The following is a 24063-nucleotide window of genomic DNA, read 5'->3' on the forward strand; positions in this document are numbered from 1 at the left end:
AATGATTGCCAATATCTTCAAGAAAACCCTGATCGCCGGCGTGCTGGCCATGTCCGCCGCGGGCGCGTATGCGGCCGATAACATCAAGATCGGTTCCGTGCTGTCCGTCACGGGACCAGCCGCCTTCCTGGGCGATCCGGAACTGAAAACCCTGCAGCTGTATATCGAGAAGATCAACGCGGCAGGCGGCGTCCTGGGGCGCAAGCTGGAACTGGTGCACTACGATGACGGCAGCGACGCGGCCAAGGCCAACGGTTTTACCAAGCGCCTGATCGAGTCGGACAAGGTCGATGTACTGATCGGCGGCACCACCACGGGCGCGACGATGGCGATGGCGCCTCTGGCAGATCGCGCCAGCATGCCTTTCATTTCGCTGGCCGGTGCCGTTGTCATCATCGATCCGGTCAAGAAATGGGTGTTCAAGACGCCGCACACGGACCGCATGGCGGCCGAGAAGGTGTTCGAGGACATGAAGAAGCGCGGCATCAGCAAAGTGGGCCTGCTGTCGGAAACGAGCGGCTTTGGCGCCTCGGGCCGCAAGGAATCGCAGATCGTCGCCTCCAAATACGGCATCACCCTGGTGGCCGATGAAACCTACGGCCCGAAAGACACGGACATCACGGCGCAGCTGACCCGCATCAAGAATACTGGCGGCGTGCAAGCCGTCTTCGTCTTTGGCCTGGGCCAGGGCCCGGCCGTGGTGACGAAGAACTACGGCCAGCTGGGCATGGCCGCGCTGCCGCTGTACCAGTCGCACGGCGTGGCGTCGGACGAATACCTGAAGCTGTCGGGCAAGGCCGCCGAAGGCGTGCGCCTGCCGACGCCAGCGCTCTTGATCGGCGCCATGCTGCCCGACAGCGACGCGCAAAAGGCCGTCGTCGTCGGTTACGACAAGACGTATAAAGACCGCTACAAGATCGACCCGTCGACCTTTGGCGGCTATGCGCTCGACGCCCTGAACCTGTCGGTCGACGCCATCAAGCGCGCCGGCGGCACGGACCGCGAAAAAGTGCGCACGGCGCTGGAATCGACCAAGGGTTTTGTCGGCACCACCGGTGTCTTCAACATGTCGGCCAAAGACCACATGGGCCTGGACCTGTCGGCGTTCCGCATGGTCGAAGTGAAGAACGGCGAATGGCAATTGTCTAAATAAGTTCGAGAAGGTAAGCCGGAAGTACCCGCGCGGGCCGCCCTTGAAGGCGGTTCGCGCGCAGCCGAACATAATGGAGACACCATGGAAGTCGCTCAATTTCTACAATTTCTGTATTCCGGGATGACGGTCGGTTCCGCCTATGCGCTGGCGGCGCTGGGCTTTACCATCATCTACAACACCAGCGGCGTGATCAACTTCGCCCAGGGCGAATTCATCATGCTGGGCGGGATGCTGGCCGCCGTGATGTCGGCCGCCGGCGTGCCGCTGCCGCTGGCCATCATCCTGGCCGTCGTCGCCACGGGTATCGTTGGCCTGCTGATGGAAAAAACCGTGATCGAACCGGCGCAAAATGCGCAGGTCATCACGCTCCTGATCATCACCATCGGCGCCTCCCTCGTGCTGCGCGGCCTGGTGCAAATCTGGCTGGGCAAGGATACGCACTCGCTGCCGGCGTTTTCCGGCGATGCGCCGATCGAATTCCTGGGCGCCAGCCTGCTGCCGCAAAGCCTGTGGGTGCTGGGCGTCACGGTGGTCATCGTGCTGGTGCTGGGCTGGTTTTTTGGCCGCACCCTGATGGGCAAGGCCATGCTGGCCACCTCGCACAACAAGCTGGCGGCACAACTGGTGGGCATCAACACGCGCAAGGTGCTGCTGTTCTCGTTCGGCCTGTCGGCCTTGCTGGGTGCTGCCGGCGGCATCCTCGTTGCACCGATCACCTACACCTCGTATGACGCTGGCATCATGCTGGGCCTGAAAGGCTTTGTCGCCGCCGTCCTCGGTGGCCTGGGCGGCGGCGCGGGCGCGATTGCCGGTGGCCTGATCCTCGGCATCGCCGAAGCCATGACGGCCGGCTACATCTCGTCGGCCTACAAGGATGCGGTGCCCTTTGTGCTGATTTTATTGATCCTGTTCTTCCTGCCGCAAGGCTTGTTTGGCGCTAAAAATTCGGAGCGTGTATGACCAACTTTTTCACACGCTCGCGCCACGGCGGCTTGTTGTTGCTGGCCCTGGTGCTGGCCATCCTGCCCCTGTTCCTGACTAACGCGTTCTACTATGACGTGGCGATCCGCATCGCCCTGAACGCCATCGTCGTCATCGGCCTGAATCTGCTGATGGGCTACACGGGCCAGATCAGCCTCGGTCATGCCGGTTTCTATGGCCTGGGCGCGTATGCGTCGGCCGTGCTGACCACCCACTACGGCTGGCCGCCGCTGGCCGCGCTGGCGGCGGGCGCCGTCGCCACCGGCCTGCTGGCGCTGTTGCTGGCGCGCCCCGTGTTGAAACTCAAGGGCCATACCCTGGCCATGGCGACGCTGGGCCTGGGCATCATCATTTCCATCGTCATCAACAACGAGACGCAGTGGACGGGTGGCCCTGATGGCATCGGCGTGTCCGCCTTCACGGTGGCCGGCCTGGAAATCGCCGGCGAGAAATCGTGGTACCTGGTGTGCGCCGTGCTGTTGTTGCTGGTGACGTGGCTGGCCCTGAACCTGATCGATTCGCCCGTCGGCCGCGCGCTGCAGGCCATCCACGGCTCGGAAGTGGCGGCCCGCGTGGTGGGTGTCGACACGACCCGCTTCAAGGTGCGCGTGTTCGTGCTGTCGGCCGTCATCGCCAGCATCGCGGGCAGCATCAGCGCCCACTACATCGGCTTCATCACGCCCAACCTGGCCGGCTTCTTCCACTCGATCGAGCTGGTGACGATGGTGGTGGTGGGCGGCATGGCGTCGATCTTCGGCTCCATCATCGGTGCGGCCCTGCTGACGATCCTGCCGCAATTGCTGTCCAGTTTTGAAGGCTGGGAAACGGTGGTGTTTGGCGTGATCCTGATGGCCACCATGATCTTCATGCCCAAGGGCCTGGTGCCCAGCCTGGCCAGCCGTTCGCGCAAGCGGGCAGCCGTGCCCAAGGCGCCCGTCAAATCCGCGCAGGAGGTGTGACATGCTGACGATTAACAATCTGAGCAAGAGCTTTGGCGGCGTGCACGCGGTGCAGGACGTGAGCTTCACTGTCAAGGAAGGTAATATCCATTCCGTGATCGGCCCGAACGGCGCCGGCAAGACGACCCTGTTCAACCTGATCACGGGCGTGTACACGCCCACCAAAGGCGAGATCTTGCTCAATGGCGAAAACGTGGCCGCCATGTCGCCCGATGCGCTGGCGCGGCGCGGCATGAGCCGCACCTTCCAGAACCTGCAGGTGTGCATGAACATGACGGCCATCGACAATGTGATGGTGGGCGCGCATTTGCGCCTGAACCAGAACCTGTTCGCTTCCATGCTGCGCTTGCCGTCCGTGCGCCGCGCCGATGCGGCTTGCCGCGACGAGGCGGCCAGTTTGATGGAGTTTGTCGGCGTGGGACGGCATATCGATGACGAAGCGGGGCAGATGTCGTACGGCGCCTTGAAGCGCCTGGAAATCGCCCGCGCGCTGGCCGCCAAGCCGAAGGTGCTGCTGCTCGATGAACCGGCCGCAGGCCTGAACCACACGGAAACGGGCGAAATCGAAGCCTTGATCCGCAAGGTGGCGCAGTCGGGCGTGACGGTGGTGCTGGTCGAGCATGACATGAAACTGGTGATGAACCTGTCGGACCATATCCTGGTGCTCGACTATGGCAAGAAGCTGGCCGAAGGGACTGCCGCCGAAGTGCGCGCCAATCCTGACGTGGTGGCAGCGTATCTGGGAGTGGCGGCATGATGCAAAATGAAATTCAGGCTCCGCTGGTACTCGATATCAAAGGGCTGACCAGTCATTACGGCCGCATCCAGGCCCTGCACGGCATCGACCTGCAGGTGCGCCAGGGCCAGCTGGTGGCGCTGGTGGGCGCGAATGGCGCTGGCAAGACGACCCTGTTGCGTGCCATCTCCGGCGTGCAGCCGATCAGTGCCGGCAGCATCGCCTTCGCCGGCCAGGACGTCAGCCGCATGAGCGCCGACAAGCGCGTGCGCAGCGGTATCTGCCAGGTGCCGGAAGGACGGCAAGTGTTCGGCCCCATGACGGTGGAAGACAATCTGCGCCTGGGCGCCTTCACGCGCCCCCCGCAGGACGTGGCGGGCGACATGGAGCGCATGTACGGCCTGTTCCCGATTCTGAAGGAAAAGCGCTTGCTGCTGGCCGGGACGCTTTCCGGCGGACAGCAGCAGATGCTGGCCATGGCGCGCGCGCTGATGGGCCGCCCGCAACTGCTGTTGCTCGACGAACCGAGCATGGGCCTGGCGCCTTTGCTGATCGCGGAAATCTTCCGCATCGTGGCCGAACTGCGCGACCAGGGCATCACCATCTTCCTCGTCGAGCAGAACGCACACGCCGCCCTGTCGATCGCCGACGTGGGCTACGTGATCGAGACGGGCGCCATCACGCTGTCCGGTCCCGGTCCCGAATTGCTGCATAACGAACAGGTACAAAGCGCCTATCTGGGCATGTAAGGAGTCTGTATGGTCAAAGTGTATGAAATCAACGGCGTCACCCCCGTCGTCCATCCCAGCGCCTATGTGCACCCGAGCGCGGTGCTGATCGGCGACGTGATCGTCGGCCCGCGCTGCTACATCGGCCCGTTGGCCTCGATCCGCGGCGACTTCGGCCGCTTGATCCTGGAAGAGGGCGCGAATCTGCAGGATACCTGCGTCATGCACGGCTTTCCCGGCTGTGACACGGTGGTCGAAGTCGATGGCCATATCGGCCATGGCGCCGTGCTGCACGGCTGCCGCATCGGCCGCAATGCGCTCGTCGGCATGAACGCCGTGGTGATGGATAACGCCATCATCGGTGAGGAATCCATCGTCGCGGCCATGAGTTTTGTGAAGGCTGGCATGATCGTCGCGCCGCGCAGCATGGTGGTGGGCACGCCGGCCAAGATCATCCGCGCGCTGACCGACGATGAAATCAAATGGAAAAGCTCGGGCACGGGCCAGTACCACGAGCTGGCCGTGCGCTCGATGCAGACAATGCGTGAAGTGGAAGCCCTGACGGAAGTCGAGGCGAACCGCCAACGCCTGAATTTCGAATCGGCCTTGCCGCTGCATTTGCACAAGAACGCCGCAGCGCAGTAAGCACGCAGTAAACCAACATAGGAGTAAACCACATGGCTCACATATCCACCCTGCAAAGCCTGATCGCCGGCCGCTGGCTGGGCGAAAGCGCCGCCGTGCCCCTGCACAGCGCCTTGAACAACCGCGTCATCTATCACACGCATGCGGAAAAGATCGACTTCGACGAAGCCGTCACGTATGCGCGCAAGACGGGTGTGCCCGGTCTGATGGCGCTGGACTTCCAGCAGCGCGCCGCCCGCCTGAAGGCACTGGCGCTGTACCTGGTCGAGCGCAAGGAAGAACTGTACGCGATCTCGCACCTGTCGGGCGCCACGCGCGCCGACAGCTGGGTCGATATCGAAGGCGGAACGGGCACCCTGTTTGCCTACGCCAGCATGGGCAGCAATGAGCTGCCGTCGTCGAACGTGCTGCATGAAGGCCCGGCTATCGCGCTGGGCAAGAAGGGCGGCTTCGCCGGTACGCACATCCTGGTGCCGCGCGGCGGCCTGGCCGTGCACATCAACGCCTTCAACTTCCCCATCTGGGGCTTGCTGGAAAAATTCGCCCCGAGCTTCCTGGCGGCCATGCCCTGCATCGCCAAGCCGGCCACGGCGACGAGCTACCTGACGCAGGCCGTTGTGCGCATGATGCACGAATCGGGCTTGCTGCCTGCTGGCAGCCTGCAATTGGTGATCGGTTCCACGGGCGACTTGCTGGATCGCTTGAATGGCCAGGATTTCGTCACCTTCACGGGATCGGCTGCCACGGCCGCCAAGCTGCGCACCAATCCGAACCTGATCATCAATTCCGTGCCGTTCAACGGCGAAGCCGATTCGCTCAACTGCGCTATCCTGGCGCCGGACGTCACGCCGGACGATGTGGAATTCGACCTCTTCGTCAAGGAAGTCGTGCGCGAGATGACGGGCAAGTCGGGCCAGAAGTGCACGGCCATTCGCCGCATCATCGTGCCCGAGCACCTGATGGACGCCGTCGGCACGCGCCTGCGCGAGCGCCTGGCCAAGGTGGTGGTGGGCGACCCGTCCATCGAGGGTGTGCGCATGGGCGCGCTGGCATCGAAAGAGCAGCAGAATGATGTGGCCGAGCGTGTCGCCACCCTGTCGCAGGGCAACGAGGTGGTGTTCGGCGCGGCCGACGGTTTCAATCCGCTCGGTGATGGTGCGCAGGATGGCAGCTTCTTCTCGCCGACCCTGCTGCTGTGCCGCGACGCCTTCGGCAACGACGCCGTGCATGACGTGGAAGCGTTCGGCCCCGTCAGCACCATGATGGGCTACAAGGACATCGACGAGGCGCTGGCCCTGGCCGCACGCGGCAAGGGCAGCCTGGTGAGCACCCTGGTGACGCGCGATCCGAAGATCGCCGCGCGCGTGGTGCCGCAAGTGGCGGCCACGCATGGCCGCGTGCACGTGCTCGAGCGTGTGGCGTCCGTCGATTCGACGGGCCATGGCTCGCCCCTGCCGCAGCTGAAGCACGGCGGCCCTGGCCGCGCGGGCGGCGGCGAGGAGCTGGGCGGCGTGCGCGCCGTGCGCCACTACCTGCAACGGGCGGCCGTGCAAGGCTCGCCGACCATGCTGGCGGCCATCACGGGCGAGTACGTGCGCGGCGCGGACGTCAACGAAAGCCCGATCCACCCGTTCCGCAAGCACTTCGAGGACTTGAAGACGGGCGACTCGCTGCTCACGCATCGCCGCACCGTCAGTGAAGCGGACATCGTCGCCTTCGGCGGCATCTCGGGCGACTTCTTCTACATGCACTTCGATGAAATCGCCGCCAAGGAGTCGCAGTTCGGCAAGCGCATCGCCCATGGCTACTTCGTGCTGTCGGCCGCTGCGGGCCTGTTCGTCTCGCCCGGCGTCGGCCCCGTGCTGGCCAATTATGGCCTGGACAACCTGCGTTTCGTCGCTCCCGTCGCCATCGGTGACACCATCCGCGCGCGCCTGACGTGCAAGCGCAAGGTCGACCGCAACCGCAAGGACGTGTTTGGCGTGGGACAGGGTGTGGTGGCGTGGGACGTGCAGGTGACGAACCAGAACGAAGAACTGGTGGCCAGCTACGATATTTTGACCCTGGTATCGAAGCGCGAGTAAGCGTTTCTGCAGTACGGCATTGACCGTCGCCACCCGCGATTTTCGTGTGGGTGGCGTTTTTTTTAGTCGGATTATTTTTCTCTTGAATTATCCATAAGTGTATGAAAAATATAGCCTAAGTGTGGTTTTGCACAGCGTGCTATTTAGATAAATACCTCTAGAACGCGTGCTTTTTCCTTGAAAACGGGCGAATTCGCTCATTGCTTCAAGAAAACTTTCCAACGTAAAACCTTTTCTCTGTAGCATGGTTTTACTCACTGGTCACGCCGCCAAACACGCTCAACGATGCGGTGGCGGCGCGAAAAAAACGGACCCGGCCTTTTACGGCCGGTGAGCCATCGACCGCGAGTCCCATTCCACGATTAACGTTCACCGCTACGGGTATTTAATTACTATGAATAAACACGTCCTGATTTTCCTGTTGGCCATGCCCCTGGCCATCAGCCATGCCTATGCCGAAGAGGCCCCTGGTCCCGCGGTCAAGATCAGCGGTTACGGTACTGCCGCCCTGACCATGGCCGATACCGACAACGCGCAGTTCGCGCGCCCGAACCAGGCTGCCGGCGCCGGCCGCACTGCCCGCACGGGTATCGATTCCAACCTGGGCTTGCAAGCTAATGTCACCGTCAATCCCTGGTTGTCGGCCACCGTGCAGGGCCTGGCGCGCAAGGATGGCGAGGACGATTTCGGCGCCGAACTGGCCTGGGCCTTTGCCAAGGCCAAGGTGTCGGACAGCTTCAGCGTGCGCGTCGGTCGCATGGGTCTGCCCGTCTTCATGATTTCCGATTATCGCAACGTGGGCTATGCCAACACCATGCTGCGCCCGCCCGGCGAAATGTATTCGCAGGTTCCCCTGAACAGCATCGATGGCGTCGACGGTACCTATCAGTTCAGCGCGGGCGATACCAGCATCACCACGCAGCTGGCGCTGGGCCGCACCAAGGCCACCCTGGCCACGGGCCCCGATTCGACCGTGCAGGTGGAAGGCAAGTCCATCGTCGCCCTCAACGTGGTGGCCGAGCATGGCCCCGTCACCGTGCGCTTCGGCCGTGCCGAAACCAGGCTGACGATCAACGATTCACCCAGCCTGAACACCTTGATGGGCAGCTTGCGCGCGGCCGGCAGCGGCTACCGGATCGCCCAGCTGGGTGCCCTGGCCGATGCGCTGGAAGTCAAGGACAAGAAGGCGTCATTCACGTCCGTGGGCCTGGGCCTGGACTGGAACAATGTCCTGGTGCAGTCCGAATATGCGAAGCGCAAGACGGACAGCTATGTCAGCGACAGCACTTCGTGGTACGTGATGGGCGGCTATCGCATCGGCGCCTTCCTGCCGTACTACAGCCACGCCAGCCTGAAGGCCGATGGCCGCGTGAACAACACCGTGCCCGCATCCTGCCCTGCCGGGTATCCGGCAGCCTGCACGCTGACGTTGCGCACCCTGTCGGCCGGCGTAGACACCCTCGCGTACATGCGTAATCAGCTGGAGCAGTCGACGGACAGCATCGGCGTGCGCTGGGACTTCCACCGTTCGGCCGCGCTGAAGGTGCAGATCGACCGCATCAAGCCGAAGAATGGCCCCGGGCTGTTCGTGCAAGCCAAGCCCGGTTTCCACGGTCCCGTCACGGTGGCTGCCGCCGCCATCGATTTCGTTTTCTAAGGAGCGCCGCATGAAACCATTGATCTTGTATGTGGCTGCCTTGCTGGCGCTGTCGAACGCTGTTCCCGCCATGGCCGAAGTGGTCGTGGTGGTCAATCCGAAGAGCGCCGCCGGCGCCATGACGAATGAACAGGTGGCGCAGTTTTTCCTCGGCAAATCGACGGCCATGACGCCGATCGACCAGCCGGAAAGCGCCCCCGTGCGCGCCGAGTTTTACAAGAAAGTGACGGACAAGGAACCCTCGCAAGCGAAGGCCCTGTGGTCCAAGCTGGTCTTCACGGGCAAGGCGACCTTGCCGAAGGAAGTGGCCAATAGCGCCGACGTGAAGAAGGCCGTGGCCGCCGATCCGAAAGCCATCGGCTATATCGAAAAGAGTGCCGTCGACGGCACCGTCAAAGTGGTGCTGACGGCGCCATAAAGCCTGCTCGGGCCGCGCGCCATGCGGCGGCCCGACAATCGATCAACATCAGGAGACAGCAATGAGCATCAAACGCAAGATATGGGCGCTGCCTGTCGTCTCGGCCGTGATTTTCGGGCTGGGGCTGGCCGTCAGCGCCTATCTGTCCACAGCCACGCTCAATTCCATCCACGCCACCGAAAGCGCCGACTATCCCGTGCTTGACATGGCCAAGTCGCTGACCCTGGACGTGGCCGCCGTCGGCGACGCCCTGCGCGATGCCGTCAGCGAAGGCGACAAGGAGCGTATCGGGCAAGTCGGCGGCCAGGCCGTCAAGCTGCGCGCCAAGCTGGCGGCCTTTGCGGCGATCCCCGGCCAGCGCGAACAGGGCCAGCGCCTGGCCAGGGAATTCGATGCCTACTATGCGCCGGCGCTGAGCGCGGCGCGCATCATGCTGGAAATGGAGGAGGGCGATCCGCAAGCGACCGTGGCGCGCATGCAGGGTGCGCTGGCGGTGCTCAACACGGACCTGGAAAAAACCAACGAACAGGCGCAAATACAGTTCAAGCAGGGCATCGAACGCAGCGCGGCCAATGTGCGCAATGCGCTCAATACCAGTATCGCCGTGGCGTTGGCCGTCATCGTCTGCCTGGTGGCCGTGTCGCATTTCGTCGTGCGCGCCATCTGGCAGCAGCTGGGCGGTGAACCCGAATACGCGCGCCAGATCGCGCGCGCCGTGGCCGATGGCGACCTCTCGATGAATATCGTGACCGAGGCGGGCGACCAGGGCAGCTTGCTGGCGGCGCTGAAGGAGATGCGCGCCAAGCTCGGCGGCATGGTCTCGGACATCAAGGCGTCGGCTGAAACCATTCAGGTGGCCAGTGCCGAGATTGCCCAGGGCAATGCGGACCTGGCCGCGCGCACGGAATCGCAGGCGGGCAGCCTGGATCAGACAGCGCGCAGCATGGACAGCCTGACCGCCACCGTGCGCGACAACGCCGCCAACGCGGGCCAGGCGCATGAACTGGTGGTGTCGGCATCGTCGGTTGCCGTGAAGGGGGGGCAAGTGGTCAGCCAGGTGGTCACCACCATGGGCGAGATCAACGAGTCATCCAGACGCATTGTCGACATCATCGGCGTCATCGACGGCATCGCCTTCCAGACGAATATCCTGGCCCTGAATGCGGCCGTGGAAGCGGCGCGCGCGGGCGAACAGGGGCGTGGCTTTGCCGTGGTGGCGTCCGAAGTGCGTAACCTGGCGCAGCGCAGCGCGGCAGCGGCGCGCGAAATCAAGCAATTGATCGGCGATTCGGTGGCCAAGGTGAATGTCGGTTCGAAGCTGGTCGACGAGGCGGGGCTGACCATGGGGCAGATCGTCGATTCCGTGAAAAAAGTGGCCGACATCATGGCCGAGATCAGCGCCGCCAGCCAGGCGCAAAGCGCTGGCATCGGCGATATCGGCGTGGCCATCGGCAGCATGGATCAAATGACGCAGCAAAATTCCGCGCTGGTGGAAGAGGCATCGGCGGCGGCCGAATCGCTGCAGGAACAGGCCGTGCAACTGGGCACGGCGCTGGCTGTGTTCAAGCTGGCGCAGGGAAGCGCGCCGGCGATCACCACCGTGCCAGCGGCACGGCGGCTGGCGTTGACGAAGGCGGCTTAAACCTTCAGCCCGAACGGATCGTCGATGCTGTGCGCTGGTTCGGTGAACCAGCGCGGGCCGTTTTCCGTCATGTAAAAATGGTCTTCGTGGCGGATGCCGAATTCGCCGGGGATGCAGATCATCGGCTCGTTCGAGAAGCACATGCCGACGTCCAGCGGCGTCGTGTCGTTGCCCACCAGGTAAGGCCATTCGTGGATATCGAGGCCGATGCCGTGGCCCGTGCGGTGCGGCAGGCCGGGCAGCTTGTAGCCGGGGCCAAAGCCGTCCGACGCCAAAGAGACGCGCGCCGCGCGGTCCACGTCGCCGCAGGGTACGCCCAGCTGCGCGGCGGCGAATGCGGCTGCCTGCGCGGCCTTTTCGCTGTTCCACACGCTGCGCTGGCGTTCGCTGATGGCGCCAAACACATAGGTACGCGTGATGTCGGAGATGTAGTTCATCACCTGGCAGCCCGTGTCGATCAGCACCATGTCGCCCGCTTTCAGGGTCTGCACGTAGTTGACGCCATGCGGATAGGCGGTCGCTTCGCCGAACAGCACGATGCAGAAATACGAGCGGGGCGCGCCCACCTTGCGGTGCGCGCGCTGGATGAATTCTTCCACTTCCACCGTCGTGATGCCTTCATACAGCATGCTGGCTGTGGCTACGTGCACGGCCAGGGTCATGTCCATCACGCGCTGCATCAAGGCGATTTCGGCCGGCGACTTGCGGCTGCGGCAGTATGCCGTCACGGCGCGCGCATTTTCCAGCGCGTAGCCGGGGGCCAGCGGTTTGATGCCGTCGTAGATGAAGAAGGCAGCGCTTTCGCAGATGCCCACGCGCGGCGGCGCGGCCGCATCCTGGGCTATGCCCATGCGCGCCAGCGCGTCGACGAACAGCTGGTACGGGCTTTCATGCTCTTCCCAGCAATTGACCTTGCCCTCGATGAGCATAAAGCCCGTCAGGGTGCTTTCCTCGAAGGCGGGAGCGATGTATTCGAGCTCTCCGCTGGCCGGCAGGATGGCGCCCACCATGCGTTCGCTGGCATACCACTTGGTACCAGTGAAATAGGTGAGGTTGGCGCCCGCGTTCAGGTAGATCGCGGCGATGCCCTGTTTGCGCATGAACGCCTGCGCCTTGGCGATGCGCTGCGCATGTTCGTCCTTGCCGATGGCGACCATGCCGGACGTCATGTCCGACAGCGATGCCAATGCCTGTTCGATGGAAGTGCCACCTATGCTCATGCCTGCTCCTTTGTTCGATGCTGAATATGGAATGCGGGCATGATATCAGTTCGCGCCTTTCGGTTTGAGCCCGGGTGCTCCGCCGGCGGCATCGGGCGGGGCCAGCACCAGGTCGTGCGGATACGTGAAGTGCCAGTCCGCGTAGCGTTGCTTGCGGCGCAGGCTGGCGTCTTCGTCGAGAAAATTGTCCTGCTTGATGGGCAGTTGCGGCGACAGCGAATGGATGCCGACGATGCGGCCCTCCTGCCGCAGCACGCCCCATTCCGCCTTGCCCGTGACGGGGTCCGCATACAGGCGGCGCAAATGCCGCCGGGCGTTGGCGAAGCGCGGGTCGCGCAGCAGTTCCTGCAAGGTCAATGGATAGCGGGGCCGCCCGTCGCCCGGCGTGTTGTCGTAGTAGCGGCCCAGCGCATTGCGAAATTCATGGCCGATGAACAGCAGCTCGCGCTCCTTGTCGCGCCGCGCGGCCGTGGCATGCAATTCGCTGGCCAGCACCAGGCCCACGCCCATGAAGGCGACCAGCATCAGGGTCCAGATATACGCGAAGCCCCGTGCGCGGCGCTGGAAACTAGAGCTGCTCAAAGGGGATGCCCTCGCGCGTCTTGCCTTTGGCGCCGCTGCGCACGTCCGCCACGCCACCGATTTCGCCATTCGGCGAAGGGATCAGTTGCCAGGTGGCGGCGGACTCCGTGACGGGATCCAATGGCACGCTGCGGAAGTAATGGTGGGTGACCAGGTCGGCCAGCGCGGCCGGGTACTCGCCCTTGTCGGCATAGTATTTATCCAGGCCGCTCCTGAGCACCTGCAGGTTCTCCTTCAGGGCGACCTCCTTCGATTTTTCCACCGAGCCGAAATAGCGGGGAATGGCGATCGTCAGCAGCAGCGAGATGATCGCCAGTACCACCAGCAGTTCGACCAGGGTAAAACCGCGGCGCGGATATGAGCAGGGCATCGAAATCACCATTCCTTGAGCGGCACGCCGTTCAGGCCCACCTTGGTCGAGCGCGAGGCGACGTCGAACACGTCTTCGCCTTCGCTGGGATTGTCGGGCGGTGAGGTGTAGGCGCGCTTGCTCCAGCTGTCGGCCGCGCTGCCGGCTTCCCTGGGCAGGAACGGGTCGCGCGGCAGGCGGCGTAAAAAATAGATGTTCTGCTTCGAGGGACTGCGTTGGTCGGGCACGCCCTCGACCAGTTCCTCGAGTTTTTTCGGATAGCCGGAAGCGCCCAGCGAAAGCTTGATGCGGCCATTGTCGGAAGCGCGCTTGTAGGTATCGATCGCTTCGCGTATCTCGATCAGGGCGCTGCGCAACTCCTGTTCCTTCGCCCTTTGCTGCGCCACCTGCGCCATCGGCACGGCGACCGTGGCCAGAGTCGCCATGATCGCCAGGGTGATCATCAATTCGATGAAGGTAAAGCCCCGCTGCTTCACTGGCCACCTCACTGGCCACCCTTTACAGTGGCCTTGTCGCCGGCCGCTGGCGCCTCGTCGCCGCCCGTCATGGGCGAGCCGCTGCGTGGGGCGGCCTGCTCGGGCGCGGCGACGGCTTCGGGGCTACCACCCACGCTGGCGCGGCCGCCCACGGATACCTCGGTGCCGGAATTGAATTCGGCCGTCATCAGATCCGGGCGGCGGATGCTGCGCAGCAGGCGCGGCGTGATCGACAGCACGATCTCGCTGCGCATGGCGTCGTCCTTCTGGCTGCCGAACAGGCGGTTCAGCACGGGCAGTTCGCCCACGCCCGGCACCTTGTTGGCCGTACCCCGGTCCTCGTCGCTGATCAGGCCCGCCAGCACCTGTGTTTCGCCGTCTTTCAGGCGCAGGACCGTCGAGGCGCTGCGCGTGCCGATCTGGTAAGCCTGCGTGCCCGTCTTGCTGATGACTTCCTTGACGACATTCGACACTTCCAGGTTGATCTTGATAGCCACTTCGTCGTCCAGGTAGACGTTCGGTTCGACGTCGAGCTTCAGGCCCACGTCGATGTAGTTGACGCTGTCGGAACTGACGCCGTTATTCGTCGTGACGGTAATGACAGGCACGCGGTCGCCGATGAGGATCTTGGCCTTTTCCTTGTTGCGTACGCGGATGCGCGGATTGGCCAGGATATTGCTGTCGCTGTCCGTCTTGTTGGCGTTCAGGGTGACGCCGCCGATGCCGAGGTTGATGTTGTCGCCATTGATGCGGTGCAGGTCCGCCACCTTCAAGCCACCCAGGCCCCCCGTGCTACCTGCGACGCCGGCCAGTGTCAGGCTGGCCTGGTCCGGCCAGCGCACGCCCAGTTCCATCAGGCGCGTGCGCTTGACTTCCAGCACCTCCACTTCCAGCATCACTTCCGGGTCGGCCAGGTCCTGCACGTTGATGATGCGCTCGGCCATGCGCACCATTTCCGGCGTATCGCGCAGCATGATGATGCCCAGGCGTTCATCCGTGACGACGTCCTTGGCCTTGAGCAGGGTCTTGATGGAAAACGCCACTGTCTTGACGTCCGCATTGGCGAGGAAGAAGGTACGCACCACGAGCTGCTGGTAATCCTTCACCTTTTGCGGCGTGTTCGGGTAGATCGTGATCGACTTGTCGCTGGTGACGCTTTGTTCCAGCTGATTGGCGCCCAGCAGCATGGCGATCGCCTCTTCGATGCTGGTGTCGCGCACGGAGATGGTGGCGCGCAGGGCCGGGTCGACTTCCTTGTCGAAGACGAAGTTCAGGCCCGACACCTTGCTAAGAAGATCGAACACGGAGCGCAGCGGCGCGTCGCGAAATTCCAGGGTCACGGGTTTGCGGTAGGCGGCCGCCAGCTTGCCGCCGGATGGCAGGTTTTTTGACTGCGCCTCGCCGATGCGGCTTTTCAGGGCCAGCGCCTCGCGCTGTGCGGGGCGTTCCTGCAGCACCTGGCGCAAGGCTTCCTGCGCCTGCGCGATATTCGCTTCGCCACCGCGCTGGTAACTGGCCTGCGCTTCCTGCACCAACTTGCGGTGCCGCTCATCCTGCGCCACGCCGGCCAGGCCCCGCTGCGCCACATCGTTGCTGGCATCCAGCGCCAGCGCCTGCTGGTACAGCGCTTGCGCCTCGGGTAGCTTGCCTTGCTGGCGCAGCGCTTCGGCGCGGCCGTTCAGGTTGTTCAGCGCGCGCATCCTGCCATTCGTGACGGCGATGCGGTACTTGGCGTTGGTCGGCTCGGCTTGCGCCGCTTGTTCCAGCAGGGCCAGGCCCTGTTCCGTGCGACCGGCGCCCAGCATGGCCTGGCCGTCGTTGTAGGCCTGGTTGCCGGCGCAGGCGGCCAGCAGGGACAGCACCGGCAGCAGGGTGAGGATAGTACGAGACATACGTGCGGCGCGTCGTTTCAATTGAGGTCCCCTACGGCGAGTGTCTGTTTCAGGTTGAGCGGCAGATAGGTAAATTGCAGTGCGCCCTGCACCACGCCGTCGAAGCGGTAACGCTCTTCGAGCGTGTCGCCGGGGCGCGCCACGACGTTGCGTTCACCCGCTTGCAGGAAGTAGGCAGCCTTGCCTTCGTCGACGAAACGGCCAAGGAATTGAAAGGGCAGTGGCGGCGGTGCGTTCGCGTCGACGGCGGCGACAGCGCGCGTGGCCTGCGCCGCCTGTTGGTCGAGCATGATCTTTTTCGGCGTCTCCGGCTGCCAGCTTTGCTTGGCGAACAGGGTGGCCGCCTCGTCATCGTCGAGTGCGCGCCGCGGATGGATGGCCAGCGCGCGATTGGTTTGCGGCGCGGCGACTGCAGCGAGAGGCGCGACCGCCACCCGCTCCACCTGGCGCGTGGTGGCCGTGGCCGGTCCCACGATGCTGCCTTCATCCTCGGGCGCGAAGAGGGCGGCCAGCAAAGTGGCCACGGCGGCGCCTCCCAGTACGGCTTTTTTCATCGGCGTACCTCCGGCTTCTTCACCAACAGGATGAACTGGATGCGGGCGTCGATCTCGCCCGCTTCGATCTGCTCGCGCTTGAAGAGCACGGAGTCAAGCGTCAGGGTGGGCAGCTCCTGCAAGGCGTCGACGATGAACGTTTGCAGCTGCGTGTATTCGGCTTTCACGGGCAGGGTGATCTGGTAGCGCAGGAAGGCCGTGTTGCCATCCTCCTGCGGCTTGTAGTCCGCCTTGGCCAGGGTGACGCCGCTCTTTTGCGCCACTTCCAGCAAGGTTTTCAGCTGCTCGGGAATGCTGTCGTGCGCGGGCAGATAGGCGTGGAAAGCGGCCAGGCTGTCCGCATCGGCATCGAGCGCGATTGGTGCCGGCGGCAGCGCCGACTGTCTGGCCGCAGCGGTCAGTTGCGCCGCCAGTTGCTGCTGGCGCGCGGCCAGCGCATCGCCTTGCTGCATGGCGAAAGCGGCCAGCGCGAGGCAGGCCGCGCCGATGGCGCTGGGCCAGCCCAGGGTACGCCACAGCCGTTGCGCTTCCCACCGCAGGCGCGGCGGCAGGCGCAGTTGCAGGCGTGGATGGGCCACGGGCGTGCTGGCTTTCAGCACGGATTTTATTGCCGCCATTGCGCCTCCAGCTGAAAACGGTACGGGTGTTCGGGCGCGTTCGCATTCATCTCGTGCTTGAGCAGATACACGGAGCCGAACATGGGCTGCTGGTTCAGGAAGGCCAGGTAGTTGAGCATGTCCTGCGGCGTTTCCGCTTCGGCGGCGATCTTCAGGACGCTGGCGCCATCCTGTCCCTGCTGCGCATTCAGGTCCAGCCCCAGCAAGGCGATGCGCACGTCGCGCGGCGGCTGCACCGTCCTGACCAGGCGCGTGATGGGCAGGTTGAGCTGGCGCACGGCGACGGCCACCTGTTTCAGTTCGCTGTCGCGTTCGCGCTGCTGGCTGGCGGACAAGGGCGCACGCACGGGACGCGCGGGCTGCAGCTGGGCCAACTGCGCTTCCAGGCGCCGTGTCTCCTGCGCCTGCACCAGCCAGTACACGGCGGCCGGCAGCAGCATCAAGCCGCCCGCCAGGCACAGGGCCAGGCGCCAGCCGCTGAATGTCTGCACTGTACCGGGCGCCAGCAATTCCAGGCGGCTCAGGCCCATGCAGCCTCCCGCATCAGGTGGGCGGCGCCGGCCACGGGGAGGGGCTGAAAGCGCGCCGGCAGCGCATCCTGCGGCACGCCGCTCAGGTCGAGCAGCGCTACGTGTTCGATGGCGTCGAGCTGCGGCGCGCGCAAGTTCCAGCGCCGCCACGCCCGATCCAGTTCGTCGCCCCAGGCGGCGCCGCAAGATTGGCTATGCAGGGCCGTGATGCGCCCGTCGCTGCTGGTGGCCAGCAGTAGCCGTCCCGCTTCCACCAGGGCGAAGGCGGCAGGCTTGTTGCCGGCGATGCTGCGCCAGGCCGGCCCCACGATGGGTTCGATGGACAGGCAGCGCCGGCCATGCGCGGCGGCTGCATCCTGCACCCCTTGCAGCAGGGCCGCATCGACGCCGCAGGCCAGGCGCGGCTTGCCGTACGATGCATCGTCGGCAGCCAGGCGCCAGGCCCGTGCGCCATCGCCATAGACGGCGGCGAACTGGCTGTGCAGGAAGCGCTGTGCGCTGGCCGCGTCGAGCAGGGCGCCGCTCCACGGCACCATCAGCATGGCGCACCAGCGGCTGGCCAGGCTGACGGCCAGCGGCATTTTTTTGTCGCCATCTTGTTCCAGCCAGTCGCGCAGGGCGGCCAGCGCCACTTCCCAGCTGGCGTCGGGATTGGCAATGGGGAGGTGGAAGGCGCTGCCAGGCACGGGACGGCTGGCGCGGCGCAGCACGCCGTCCAATCCGTGCGGCGCCAGGTGCAGGCACAGGGTGGCGCGGGTAAGGCGTTCAATAAGTGACACGATTGAGCTCCGCTAAAGTGGTTTCGCCGCGCCGTACCAGGTCCAGGCCCGCTTCGCGCGCCAGGCGAAAGCCGTTGCGCGCCGCTTCTTCCTTCATCTGGCTCAGGGGGGCGCGCGTGCAGATCATTTCGCGCATCGCGTCGCTGAGCATCAAGACCTCGGCGACGGCCTTGCGGCCCTTGTAGCCGGTGCCGCGGCAGTGGCCGCAGCCCTTGCCGGCCATGAATTGCCAGTCCTGCACCTGGTGCAGGGCCAGGCCGCTGTCGCGCAGCTGCTGCGCATCGGCCAGCACCTCGGCGCTGGCGTCGACGGCGCAATGGGCGCAATTGAGGCGCAGCAGGCGCTGCGCCACGATGCCGTTCAGGGCGGCCGCAAAGCTGTAGGCATCGACGCCCATGTGCAGGAAGCGCCCGACCACATCAAAGACGTTATTCGCATGCACGGTGGTAAACACCAGGTGGCCCGTGAGCGCCGCCTGCACGGCGATCTGCGCCGTCTCGTCGTCGCGGATTTCGCCGATCATGATCTTGTCAGGGTCGTGGCGCAGGATGGAACGCAGGCCTCGTGCGAACGTCAGCCCCTTTTTTTCGTTGACGGGGATTTGCAGCACGCGCGGCAAGCGGTATTCGACGGGGTCTTCGATGGTGACGATCTTGTCGCGCCCCGTATTGATTTCCGTGATGGCCGCGTACAGCGTGGTGGTCTTGCCGGAACCCGTGGGCCCCGTCACCAGCAGCATGCCGTGCGGCTTGGCGGCCAGGCGCCGTATCTGTTCGATGGCGTCCTCGTTCAGGCCCAGGCTTTCCAGGCGCAGCGCCTGCGCCGCCTCCGTCAGTGCGCGCCGGTCCAGCAGGCGCAGCACTGCGTCCTCGCCAAAGATATTGGGCATGATGGAAACGCGGAAATCGATCTCCGCCCCTTTCACGCGCACTTTGAAGCGGCCATCCTGGGGGATGCGGCGCTCGGCGATGTCGAGGTCGGCCATGACCTTGATGCGCGAGATGATCTGTTCCGCCATCGCCAGTCCCTGCACCTGGCCCGCCTGCACCAGCACGCCGTCGACGCGGTATTTGATGACCAGGCTGGCCACGTCGCATTCGAGGTGGATGTCGCTGGCCTGGAATTTCAGGGCGTCGTAGATGGTGGAGTTCACCAGTTTTACCACCGGGCTGCTGTCCTCGCTGATGCGGATCAGCGAGATGTCTTCGATGCTCTGGTCGAGTCCTGGAACGTCATCCCCGTGCTGCATTTCCTGCATCGCCTGCTGCACGCTTTCCTGCTGCTGCAGGTAGGCGGCCAGGTCGTCCGGGTGCGCCAGCGCCACGGTGAAAGGCGTGGACAGGGCGAAGTCGGCCCATTGCAGCAAGTCTTCGGCAAACGGGTTGCCGATGACCAGCACGGGTGGTGCGCCGGGGACTCTCGGCTGCAGCAGCACGCAGTCGCGCTGCGCGCAATCCGTGTAGGGCAGCAGGGCAAAGGCGGGCAAGGCGGCTTGCAGCTCGGCCATCGTCCAGGCCGGGTAGCGGAACAGGGCGGCCAGCTGGCGCAAAAAGACTTCGGGCGGCAGGGCCGCCGTTTCCTGCAGCACGGCCATCTGCGGACGGCCCTGTTCCAGCGCGCTGGCGTGGGCGCGGCGCAGCATGGCGGCATCGAGCACGGCCCGTTCTTCGTCGCGTGCGTTCATGGCGTGACCCTCACGATAACGTTCACGATAAGCTCCCGGCCAGTTCAAAGATCGGCATGTACATCAGCACCACCACGCCGCCGATGACGACGCCGATGACGGTCATCAAGAGCGGCTCGAGCAGGCGCGAGGCCCAGTCCACCCAGCGGGCGAATTCCTCGTCGTGGAACTTGGCCGAGCGTTCCAGCATGTCGCCCAGGCGGCCCGTGTTTTCTCCCACTTTCAGCAGCGATTGCGCCACGGGCGTGGCCATGGCGGCGTGTTCCAGCGCGGTGGAAAACGGCATGCCCTCCTGCACCGCGCGGCGCGCCTGCGCCAGTTGCTCCTGCTGCGCCGGCAGCAGCATGGGGGCGACCATGGCCAGCGCCTTGTGCAGCGGGATGCCGGCGTGCAGCAGCAGGCTCAGGGCCCGGTAGAAGCGCGCCAGGCGGAATTCCGCCGCCTTCCCGGCCAGCACGGGCAGGCGCAGCAGGCGCAAGACGAGGGCCTGGCGCGCACCGGTATTGGCGATGCCGAAGACCACGGCGCCAACGGCGGCGGCGAGCGCCGTGGCACACAGCAGCGGATGCGCGGCCAGGGTCTGGCCAAAACCGAGCAGCATTTGCGACATCCACGGGATTTCGCGGCCCGAGCTTTCGTAGACGACGCTGAACTTCGGCACCACGTAGCCGAGCAGGAACAGGGTCACCAGACCGCCGACGACGAGCAGCATGCACGGGTAGATGGCGGCGGAAATGAGTTTTTTACGGATGGCGTCGAACTGCAGCTGGTAGCCGACGAAGCGCGCCAGCGCCTCGGGCAGGTTGCCCGAGCGTTCGGCCGCATGCACGGTGGCGATGTAAATGTCGGGGAAGATGTCGGGGAAACCGGCCAGGGTGTCGGAAAAGCTTTGCCCTTGCTGCAGGGTGAGCACGATGGCGGCCAGGGTGGCCTTGGCGCCCGCGCGCGTTTCCTTGTTGTGCAGGGTGGCCATGGCCTCGCCCAGGTTCAGGCCCGCTTCGAGCAGGGCCAGCAGCTCCTGGCTGAATTGCAGCAGGGGCAAGCCCTGCTTGCCCAGGCGCGGCGCGACGCCAGCCTCCTGCGCCGCGCCATCGTCGACGGCCAGCACGCGCCAGCCGCCGCGCACGGCCGCGCGGATCGCCTCGGCCTCGCTGGCGGCGTCGATGGCCAGCGCCTGGCTGCCCGCCGGGCCCTGCACCTGGAGGTGGAACTGCATGGCCGCGTCAGGCGAGCATGGTGGCAGGCGTAAAAATGGACAGACTGGAATGGGGGAAAGCGCGTGCGGACAAGGTCGAAGTAGGCATCGGTCAGGAACAATCTAAAAAAAGTTCAATTCGTCGCGGGTACCGGCAGCAGGCAAGATGCAATTACTGCCTCAGGGTAGACTGTAATTGCCAGAAAATCAATCGTGCTGTGCGGGCAAGCCTTGTATCGATGGCTTGCCCGCATGTTCAGCCGCTTACTGGGTAACCAAGCTGACCTTGTCGATCACGAACGAGGTTTGCAGCGATGCGTCCTCGGTCGCGGCGAACGAGATCTGCACGGTCTGGCCCTTGTAGGCGATCAGGTCAAACGTACGGATCTGGTAGCCGGCTGCCTTGTTCACGTTCGAATACGTGGCCAGGGTACCCAGCACCGTGCCGGCGCTGTTCTTCACGGTGACGACCAGCTTGTCGTACACGGTATTGCCCGTTTCAGCCGTGTCGATATGCAGCGCGAAGGTCAGGCTGGCGGACGTGGCGGCGGCCGGAATGGCCACGCTTTGCGTCAGCGATTCGCTGGCTGTGGCGCCATTGCCGCCCAGCCAGGCATACTGCGTGCCTTCGTATGCGGTTTGGCCCGTGAAGGTGCCGATAGCGCCCGTGGTGCCGCTCCAGCCCGTGGCGCCGGACTCGAAGCCGCCGTTCGTCACGCGTTCGGTGGCGCTGCTCGTGCCCACCGTCAGCGTGGCGTTGTTCGACGTGGCCGTCACGGCGGGCGAGGACGAATCCGTCACCGTGGCCTTGAACACGGCGCCGCTATCGGCCGCCACGGTCGTGAAGCTGTAGGCAGGCGACGTGGCGCCGCTGATCACGGCGCCGTTGCGGTACCACTTGTAGGTGTACGGCGCCGTGCCGCCGCCCGCGCCCACGGCGAACGAGGCGGTGGCGCCCGGTGCGACGGTGATGCTGGCCGGCTGGCTGGTGATGGTCACCGCGCCGCCCGTGGTCGATTCATCGACGTCGGCGCCCACGTTGATGGCCGCATACGCGCGCTTGACGGCGATAGCCTCGGCGCTGCCCACGCCATACAGTTCCTCGGCTGCCTGCAGCACCTTGTTGCGCGCGTCGGCATAGTTGGTCGACGAGGTGAACTTGGTAGTGGCGGCCTTGAACCAGATGCGGTAAGCCTTGTCGCTGCCGATACCGGTCATGGCCAGCGGGCTTTTGTTCAGGTACGAGCTGTAGTAGTCGCTGCTGGACGTGGAGTTCGAACCTTGCGACAGGAAGTAGAACATGCGGTTGTTCGGGCCGCTGCTGTAGTGGACGTCGAGGTTCTTGATGGTGCTGCTCCACGCATTCGGGCTGCTGCCATCCTTGCTTGGCTTGTACAGCCAACGCAGCGGCTGGCCATTCTTGGCGATTTCCTTGCCCGTCATCCAATCGTTGCCCGTGTTGGGGATGCTGGTGCCCGTGCCGCCGGCGCGCGCATAGGCTTCCACCATTTCGCCGGCGATGTCCGAGCTCGATTCGTTCAAGCCGCCCGACTCTTGCGAGTAGATCAGGCCCGAGGTGGCGTCCGTGATGCCGTGGCCCATTTCGTGGCCGATAACGTCGATGGAACCGAGGTTGTTGAACGAGCTGCCGCCGTCGCCGATGTACATGCACTTGCAGCTGCTGTCGTAGTAGGCGTTGTCGTAGGCCGTGTTGACGTGGGCGGCGATGTGGGTGGCCGTGTTGTTGCCGTCCAGGCTGGACCAGCCCAGCACATTCTTGTGCGTGTCGTAGGTGTTCATCAGGCCCCACATCGCGTTCACGGCCGCCGTCTGGCCGTTGGCGTTGGTGGTGCTGCCGCCGTTGATGTATTGCTGGCCGTCGCCCCAGGTATTGCTGGTGCTGCTGTACACGCTGCCCGAGGTGGTGCCGTGGTTGGCATTCGTGATGGCCATGCCGCCGAAGCTGCCGCCGGTACCGCGGCTGGGGTCTTTCATGGTGTAGGTGCTGCCCGTGAGCGTGGTGTTGAGCGGTACCTGGCCGTTGTACTGGCTGTTGCCGATGCCGGCCACGGTTTTCAGGGCTTTCCACTGGCGCAGGATGCGGCCATCCTTGGCGCTGACGACGGTGTCGTAGTAGACGGGCTTGTTACCGCTGATCATGCGCGTCTGCACCAGGTAGGCCAGCTCGTAGTGGTCGACCACGTCCTGCACGTCAAGGGCGTTCAGCGCGGCTTCCGACTTGTTCTCGGCGCCGGCCACGCGCACCGTTTTCATCACGGGGTAGATCAGCAGTTGCGCATGCGGCGGCACGTGGTCGACGGCCGGCACGCCGATGCTTTTCACTGCGGCGGCGATGGCGGCTGCGGCGCTGACGGCCGGCGTGGTGTCGATATCGGTGGTGGCGCTGCGGGTGACGGAATTGACGCCGCCGCTACCGAGGCCGGAAGCGCGGTCCGACACGGATTCGCTGACGATGTCGCCGGCGTTGTTGCTGACCACGACCGTCTCGGAACCGAAGACGGGCAAGCCCTTGTAGGTGTGCTGTACGCGGCTCACACGCGTGCCGCTGACGCCCGGATGCTGGGCGCCGACGGCAAAGCCATGCTCGGTATTCAGGCCGCGGCTGCGTGCCTGCGCGGCCAGCTTGTTGACCAGGCTGGCGTTCTCTTGTGGAGAGGCCAGGCTGACCGGGGCGGCCATCAGGGTCTGTGGCAGCGGCGAGGCGGCATCTGCCGTGGTGGCCATCAGCGGCAGGGCGGCGATGGATGCGGCAACTATCGTCAAACGTAAATTCATTTCTGCTCCATGGTATCGGTTAAGGAAATGGTGAATGAGCTGGCCGCGATGCCTGATGGCCACCCCGGCGTGCCTGGCGGCGGGCGGATAGCCTGCCGTTTTGTGGTGGCATGACGCCGGGTAGGGGGACACTAAACTTGTCGAGATCGCCATGTCAAAAAATTCAAGAAATGGGTCACTACGCGAATTTTTGTTAAGAATTGAACATTTATCAGCGCTGTATCGTTGGAAAGTTTGATCTACCACAAGCTGCAACTTTTGTTTTGGACTACTTCCCCTAATGGAGCGCTCTGTTGGAAAAACACTGTTGCATTTTTTAAATGTTGCGATCTACACTAGCTCTTCATGTGGTCCCCAGCGGATCA

22 protein-coding genes are annotated in these 24063 nt (G+C 64.4%); 10 read left to right on the forward strand and 12 right to left on the reverse strand.

Features of this window, described 5'->3' with window-relative positions; translation table 11 throughout:
* Position 1: 1 nt before the first annotated feature.
* The 10 genes from NCG91_RS14650 (at position 2) to NCG91_RS14695 (ending at position 11003) form a co-directional block, all read left to right on the forward strand.
* Positions 2-1153 (forward strand): ABC transporter substrate-binding protein, encoded by a 1152-nt coding sequence (locus tag NCG91_RS14650; protein WP_251350204.1) that lies wholly within the window; start codon positions 2-4, stop codon positions 1151-1153.
* Between the two features lie 81 nt (positions 1154-1234).
* On the forward strand, positions 1235-2113 hold the full coding sequence (locus NCG91_RS14655) for a branched-chain amino acid ABC transporter permease (RefSeq protein ID WP_230538975.1): 879 nt from the start codon (positions 1235-1237) through the stop codon (positions 2111-2113).
* Positions 2110-3093, forward strand: coding sequence for a branched-chain amino acid ABC transporter permease (locus tag NCG91_RS14660; protein WP_251350205.1), 984 nt, complete (start codon positions 2110-2112; stop codon positions 3091-3093). The genes NCG91_RS14655 and NCG91_RS14660 overlap by 4 nt, the downstream gene beginning before the upstream one ends.
* A gap of 1 nt (position 3094) precedes the next feature.
* Entirely contained in the window at positions 3095-3850 is a 756-nt protein-coding gene (locus tag NCG91_RS14665; RefSeq protein ID WP_099666449.1) for an ABC transporter ATP-binding protein, read from the forward strand.
* Entirely contained in the window at positions 3850-4578 is a 729-nt protein-coding gene (locus NCG91_RS14670; RefSeq protein WP_099668356.1) for an ABC transporter ATP-binding protein, read from the forward strand. Before NCG91_RS14665 ends, NCG91_RS14670 begins: the two co-directional genes overlap by 1 nt.
* 9 nt (positions 4579-4587) lie before the next feature.
* Positions 4588-5202 (forward strand): phenylacetic acid degradation protein PaaY, encoded by a 615-nt coding sequence (gene paaY, locus NCG91_RS14675; protein ID WP_077408581.1) that lies wholly within the window; start codon positions 4588-4590, stop codon positions 5200-5202.
* A gap of 32 nt (positions 5203-5234) precedes the next feature.
* Positions 5235-7286, forward strand: a complete 2052-nt coding sequence (gene paaZ / locus NCG91_RS14680; RefSeq protein ID WP_251350206.1) for a phenylacetic acid degradation bifunctional protein PaaZ — start codon at positions 5235-5237, stop codon at positions 7284-7286.
* Between the two features lie 394 nt (positions 7287-7680).
* Complete coding sequence (locus NCG91_RS14685) at positions 7681-8943, forward strand: hypothetical protein (protein WP_251350207.1); 1263 nt, start codon at positions 7681-7683, stop codon at positions 8941-8943.
* Between the two features lie 10 nt (positions 8944-8953).
* Positions 8954-9361 carry a type 2 periplasmic-binding domain-containing protein gene (locus NCG91_RS14690; RefSeq protein ID WP_251350208.1) on the forward strand — a complete coding sequence of 136 codons (408 nt, stop codon included), beginning with the start codon at positions 8954-8956 and terminating at the stop codon, positions 9359-9361.
* Positions 9362-9422: 61 nt separating this feature from the next.
* The gene (locus NCG91_RS14695; protein WP_251350209.1) at positions 9423-11003 is read left to right on the forward strand and encodes a methyl-accepting chemotaxis protein; all 1581 of its coding nucleotides are present in this window, start codon (positions 9423-9425) and stop codon (positions 11001-11003) included.
* On the opposite strand, the gene NCG91_RS14700 is transcribed toward NCG91_RS14695, so the two are convergent.
* The 12 genes from NCG91_RS14700 to NCG91_RS14755 form a co-directional block, all read right to left on the reverse strand.
* Entirely contained in the window at positions 11000-12223 is a 1224-nt protein-coding gene (locus NCG91_RS14700) for a M24 family metallopeptidase (protein ID WP_251350210.1), read from the reverse strand. The two genes, NCG91_RS14695 and NCG91_RS14700, sit on opposite strands and share 4 nt — an antisense overlap.
* A 45-nt stretch (positions 12224-12268) precedes the next feature.
* On the reverse strand, positions 12269-12805 hold the full coding sequence (locus NCG91_RS14705) for a type II secretion system protein (protein ID WP_251350211.1): 537 nt from the start codon (positions 12803-12805) through the stop codon (positions 12269-12271).
* Positions 12792-13175 carry a type IV pilin protein gene (locus NCG91_RS14710; RefSeq protein ID WP_251350212.1) on the reverse strand — a complete coding sequence of 128 codons (384 nt, stop codon included), beginning with the start codon at positions 13173-13175 and terminating at the stop codon, positions 12792-12794. Before NCG91_RS14710 ends, NCG91_RS14705 begins: the two co-directional genes overlap by 14 nt.
* A 5-nt stretch (positions 13176-13180) precedes the next feature.
* Positions 13181-13663: a type II secretion system protein gene (locus NCG91_RS14715; RefSeq protein ID WP_354004617.1), complete on the reverse strand. Its 483-nt coding sequence runs from the start codon at positions 13661-13663 to the stop codon at positions 13181-13183.
* The gene (locus NCG91_RS14720) at positions 13660-15543 is read right to left on the reverse strand and encodes a secretin GspD/PilQ domain-containing protein (RefSeq protein ID WP_251350213.1); all 1884 of its coding nucleotides are present in this window, start codon (positions 15541-15543) and stop codon (positions 13660-13662) included. The genes NCG91_RS14715 and NCG91_RS14720 overlap by 4 nt, the downstream gene beginning before the upstream one ends.
* A gap of 17 nt (positions 15544-15560) precedes the next feature.
* Positions 15561-16097, reverse strand: coding sequence for a hypothetical protein (locus NCG91_RS14725; protein WP_251350214.1), 537 nt, complete (start codon positions 16095-16097; stop codon positions 15561-15563).
* Positions 16094-16714 carry a type 4a pilus biogenesis protein PilO gene (locus NCG91_RS14730; protein WP_251350215.1) on the reverse strand — a complete coding sequence of 207 codons (621 nt, stop codon included), beginning with the start codon at positions 16712-16714 and terminating at the stop codon, positions 16094-16096. The genes NCG91_RS14725 and NCG91_RS14730 overlap by 4 nt, the downstream gene beginning before the upstream one ends.
* The gene (locus tag NCG91_RS14735) at positions 16702-17244 is read right to left on the reverse strand and encodes a hypothetical protein (protein ID WP_251350216.1); all 543 of its coding nucleotides are present in this window, start codon (positions 17242-17244) and stop codon (positions 16702-16704) included. Before NCG91_RS14735 ends, NCG91_RS14730 begins: the two co-directional genes overlap by 13 nt.
* On the reverse strand, positions 17235-18023 hold the full coding sequence (locus tag NCG91_RS14740) for a hypothetical protein (RefSeq protein WP_251350217.1): 789 nt from the start codon (positions 18021-18023) through the stop codon (positions 17235-17237). The genes NCG91_RS14735 and NCG91_RS14740 overlap by 10 nt, the downstream gene beginning before the upstream one ends.
* A complete protein-coding gene (locus tag NCG91_RS14745) occupies positions 18010-19707 on the reverse strand; it encodes a GspE/PulE family protein (protein WP_251350218.1) in 1698 nt (565 codons plus the stop codon). The genes NCG91_RS14740 and NCG91_RS14745 overlap by 14 nt, the downstream gene beginning before the upstream one ends.
* A gap of 22 nt (positions 19708-19729) precedes the next feature.
* The gene (locus NCG91_RS14750; protein ID WP_251350219.1) at positions 19730-20923 is read right to left on the reverse strand and encodes a type II secretion system F family protein; all 1194 of its coding nucleotides are present in this window, start codon (positions 20921-20923) and stop codon (positions 19730-19732) included.
* Between the two features lie 243 nt (positions 20924-21166).
* A complete protein-coding gene (locus tag NCG91_RS14755; protein ID WP_251350220.1) occupies positions 21167-23698 on the reverse strand; it encodes a M4 family metallopeptidase in 2532 nt (843 codons plus the stop codon).
* Positions 23699-24063: the final 365 nt, after the last annotated feature.

The organism is Janthinobacterium kumbetense (assembly GCF_023703445.1).
GTDB classification, from domain to species: domain Bacteria; phylum Pseudomonadota; class Gammaproteobacteria; order Burkholderiales; family Burkholderiaceae_D; genus Janthinobacterium; species Janthinobacterium kumbetense.

What these genes read in the sequence shown, in the direction of transcription:
- NCG91_RS14745 (WP_251350218.1), bottom strand. Translation starts at nt 19,707, where the DNA reads ATGAACGCACGCGACGAAGAACGGGCCGTGCTCGATGCCGCCATGCTG.
- NCG91_RS14665 (WP_099666449.1), top strand. Translation starts at nt 3,095, where the DNA reads ATGCTGACGATTAACAATCTGAGCAAGAGCTTTGGCGGCGTGCACGCG.
- paaZ (WP_251350206.1), top strand. Translation starts at nt 5,235, where the DNA reads ATGGCTCACATATCCACCCTGCAAAGCCTGATCGCCGGCCGCTGGCTG.
- NCG91_RS14735 (WP_251350216.1), bottom strand. Translation starts at nt 17,244, where the DNA reads ATGGGCCTGAGCCGCCTGGAATTGCTGGCGCCCGGTACAGTGCAGACA.
- NCG91_RS14655 (WP_230538975.1), top strand. Translation starts at nt 1,235, where the DNA reads ATGGAAGTCGCTCAATTTCTACAATTTCTGTATTCCGGGATGACGGTC.
- paaY (WP_077408581.1), top strand. Translation starts at nt 4,588, where the DNA reads ATGGTCAAAGTGTATGAAATCAACGGCGTCACCCCCGTCGTCCATCCC.
- NCG91_RS14685 (WP_251350207.1), top strand. Translation starts at nt 7,681, where the DNA reads ATGAATAAACACGTCCTGATTTTCCTGTTGGCCATGCCCCTGGCCATC.
- NCG91_RS14690 (WP_251350208.1), top strand. Translation starts at nt 8,954, where the DNA reads ATGAAACCATTGATCTTGTATGTGGCTGCCTTGCTGGCGCTGTCGAAC.
- NCG91_RS14700 (WP_251350210.1), bottom strand. Translation starts at nt 12,223, where the DNA reads ATGAGCATAGGTGGCACTTCCATCGAACAGGCATTGGCATCGCTGTCG.
- NCG91_RS14670 (WP_099668356.1), top strand. Translation starts at nt 3,850, where the DNA reads ATGCAAAATGAAATTCAGGCTCCGCTGGTACTCGATATCAAAGGGCTG.
- NCG91_RS14750 (WP_251350219.1), bottom strand. Translation starts at nt 20,923, where the DNA reads ATGCAGTTCCACCTCCAGGTGCAGGGCCCGGCGGGCAGCCAGGCGCTG.
- NCG91_RS14755 (WP_251350220.1), bottom strand. Translation starts at nt 23,698, where the DNA reads ATGAATTTACGTTTGACGATAGTTGCCGCATCCATCGCCGCCCTGCCG.
- NCG91_RS14725 (WP_251350214.1), bottom strand. Translation starts at nt 16,097, where the DNA reads ATGAAAAAAGCCGTACTGGGAGGCGCCGCCGTGGCCACTTTGCTGGCC.
- NCG91_RS14730 (WP_251350215.1), bottom strand. Translation starts at nt 16,714, where the DNA reads ATGGCGGCAATAAAATCCGTGCTGAAAGCCAGCACGCCCGTGGCCCAT.
- NCG91_RS14720 (WP_251350213.1), bottom strand. Translation starts at nt 15,543, where the DNA reads ATGTCTCGTACTATCCTCACCCTGCTGCCGGTGCTGTCCCTGCTGGCC.
- NCG91_RS14710 (WP_251350212.1), bottom strand. Translation starts at nt 13,175, where the DNA reads ATGCCCTGCTCATATCCGCGCCGCGGTTTTACCCTGGTCGAACTGCTG.
- NCG91_RS14695 (WP_251350209.1), top strand. Translation starts at nt 9,423, where the DNA reads ATGAGCATCAAACGCAAGATATGGGCGCTGCCTGTCGTCTCGGCCGTG.
- NCG91_RS14650 (WP_251350204.1), top strand. Translation starts at nt 2, where the DNA reads ATGATTGCCAATATCTTCAAGAAAACCCTGATCGCCGGCGTGCTGGCC.
- NCG91_RS14660 (WP_251350205.1), top strand. Translation starts at nt 2,110, where the DNA reads ATGACCAACTTTTTCACACGCTCGCGCCACGGCGGCTTGTTGTTGCTG.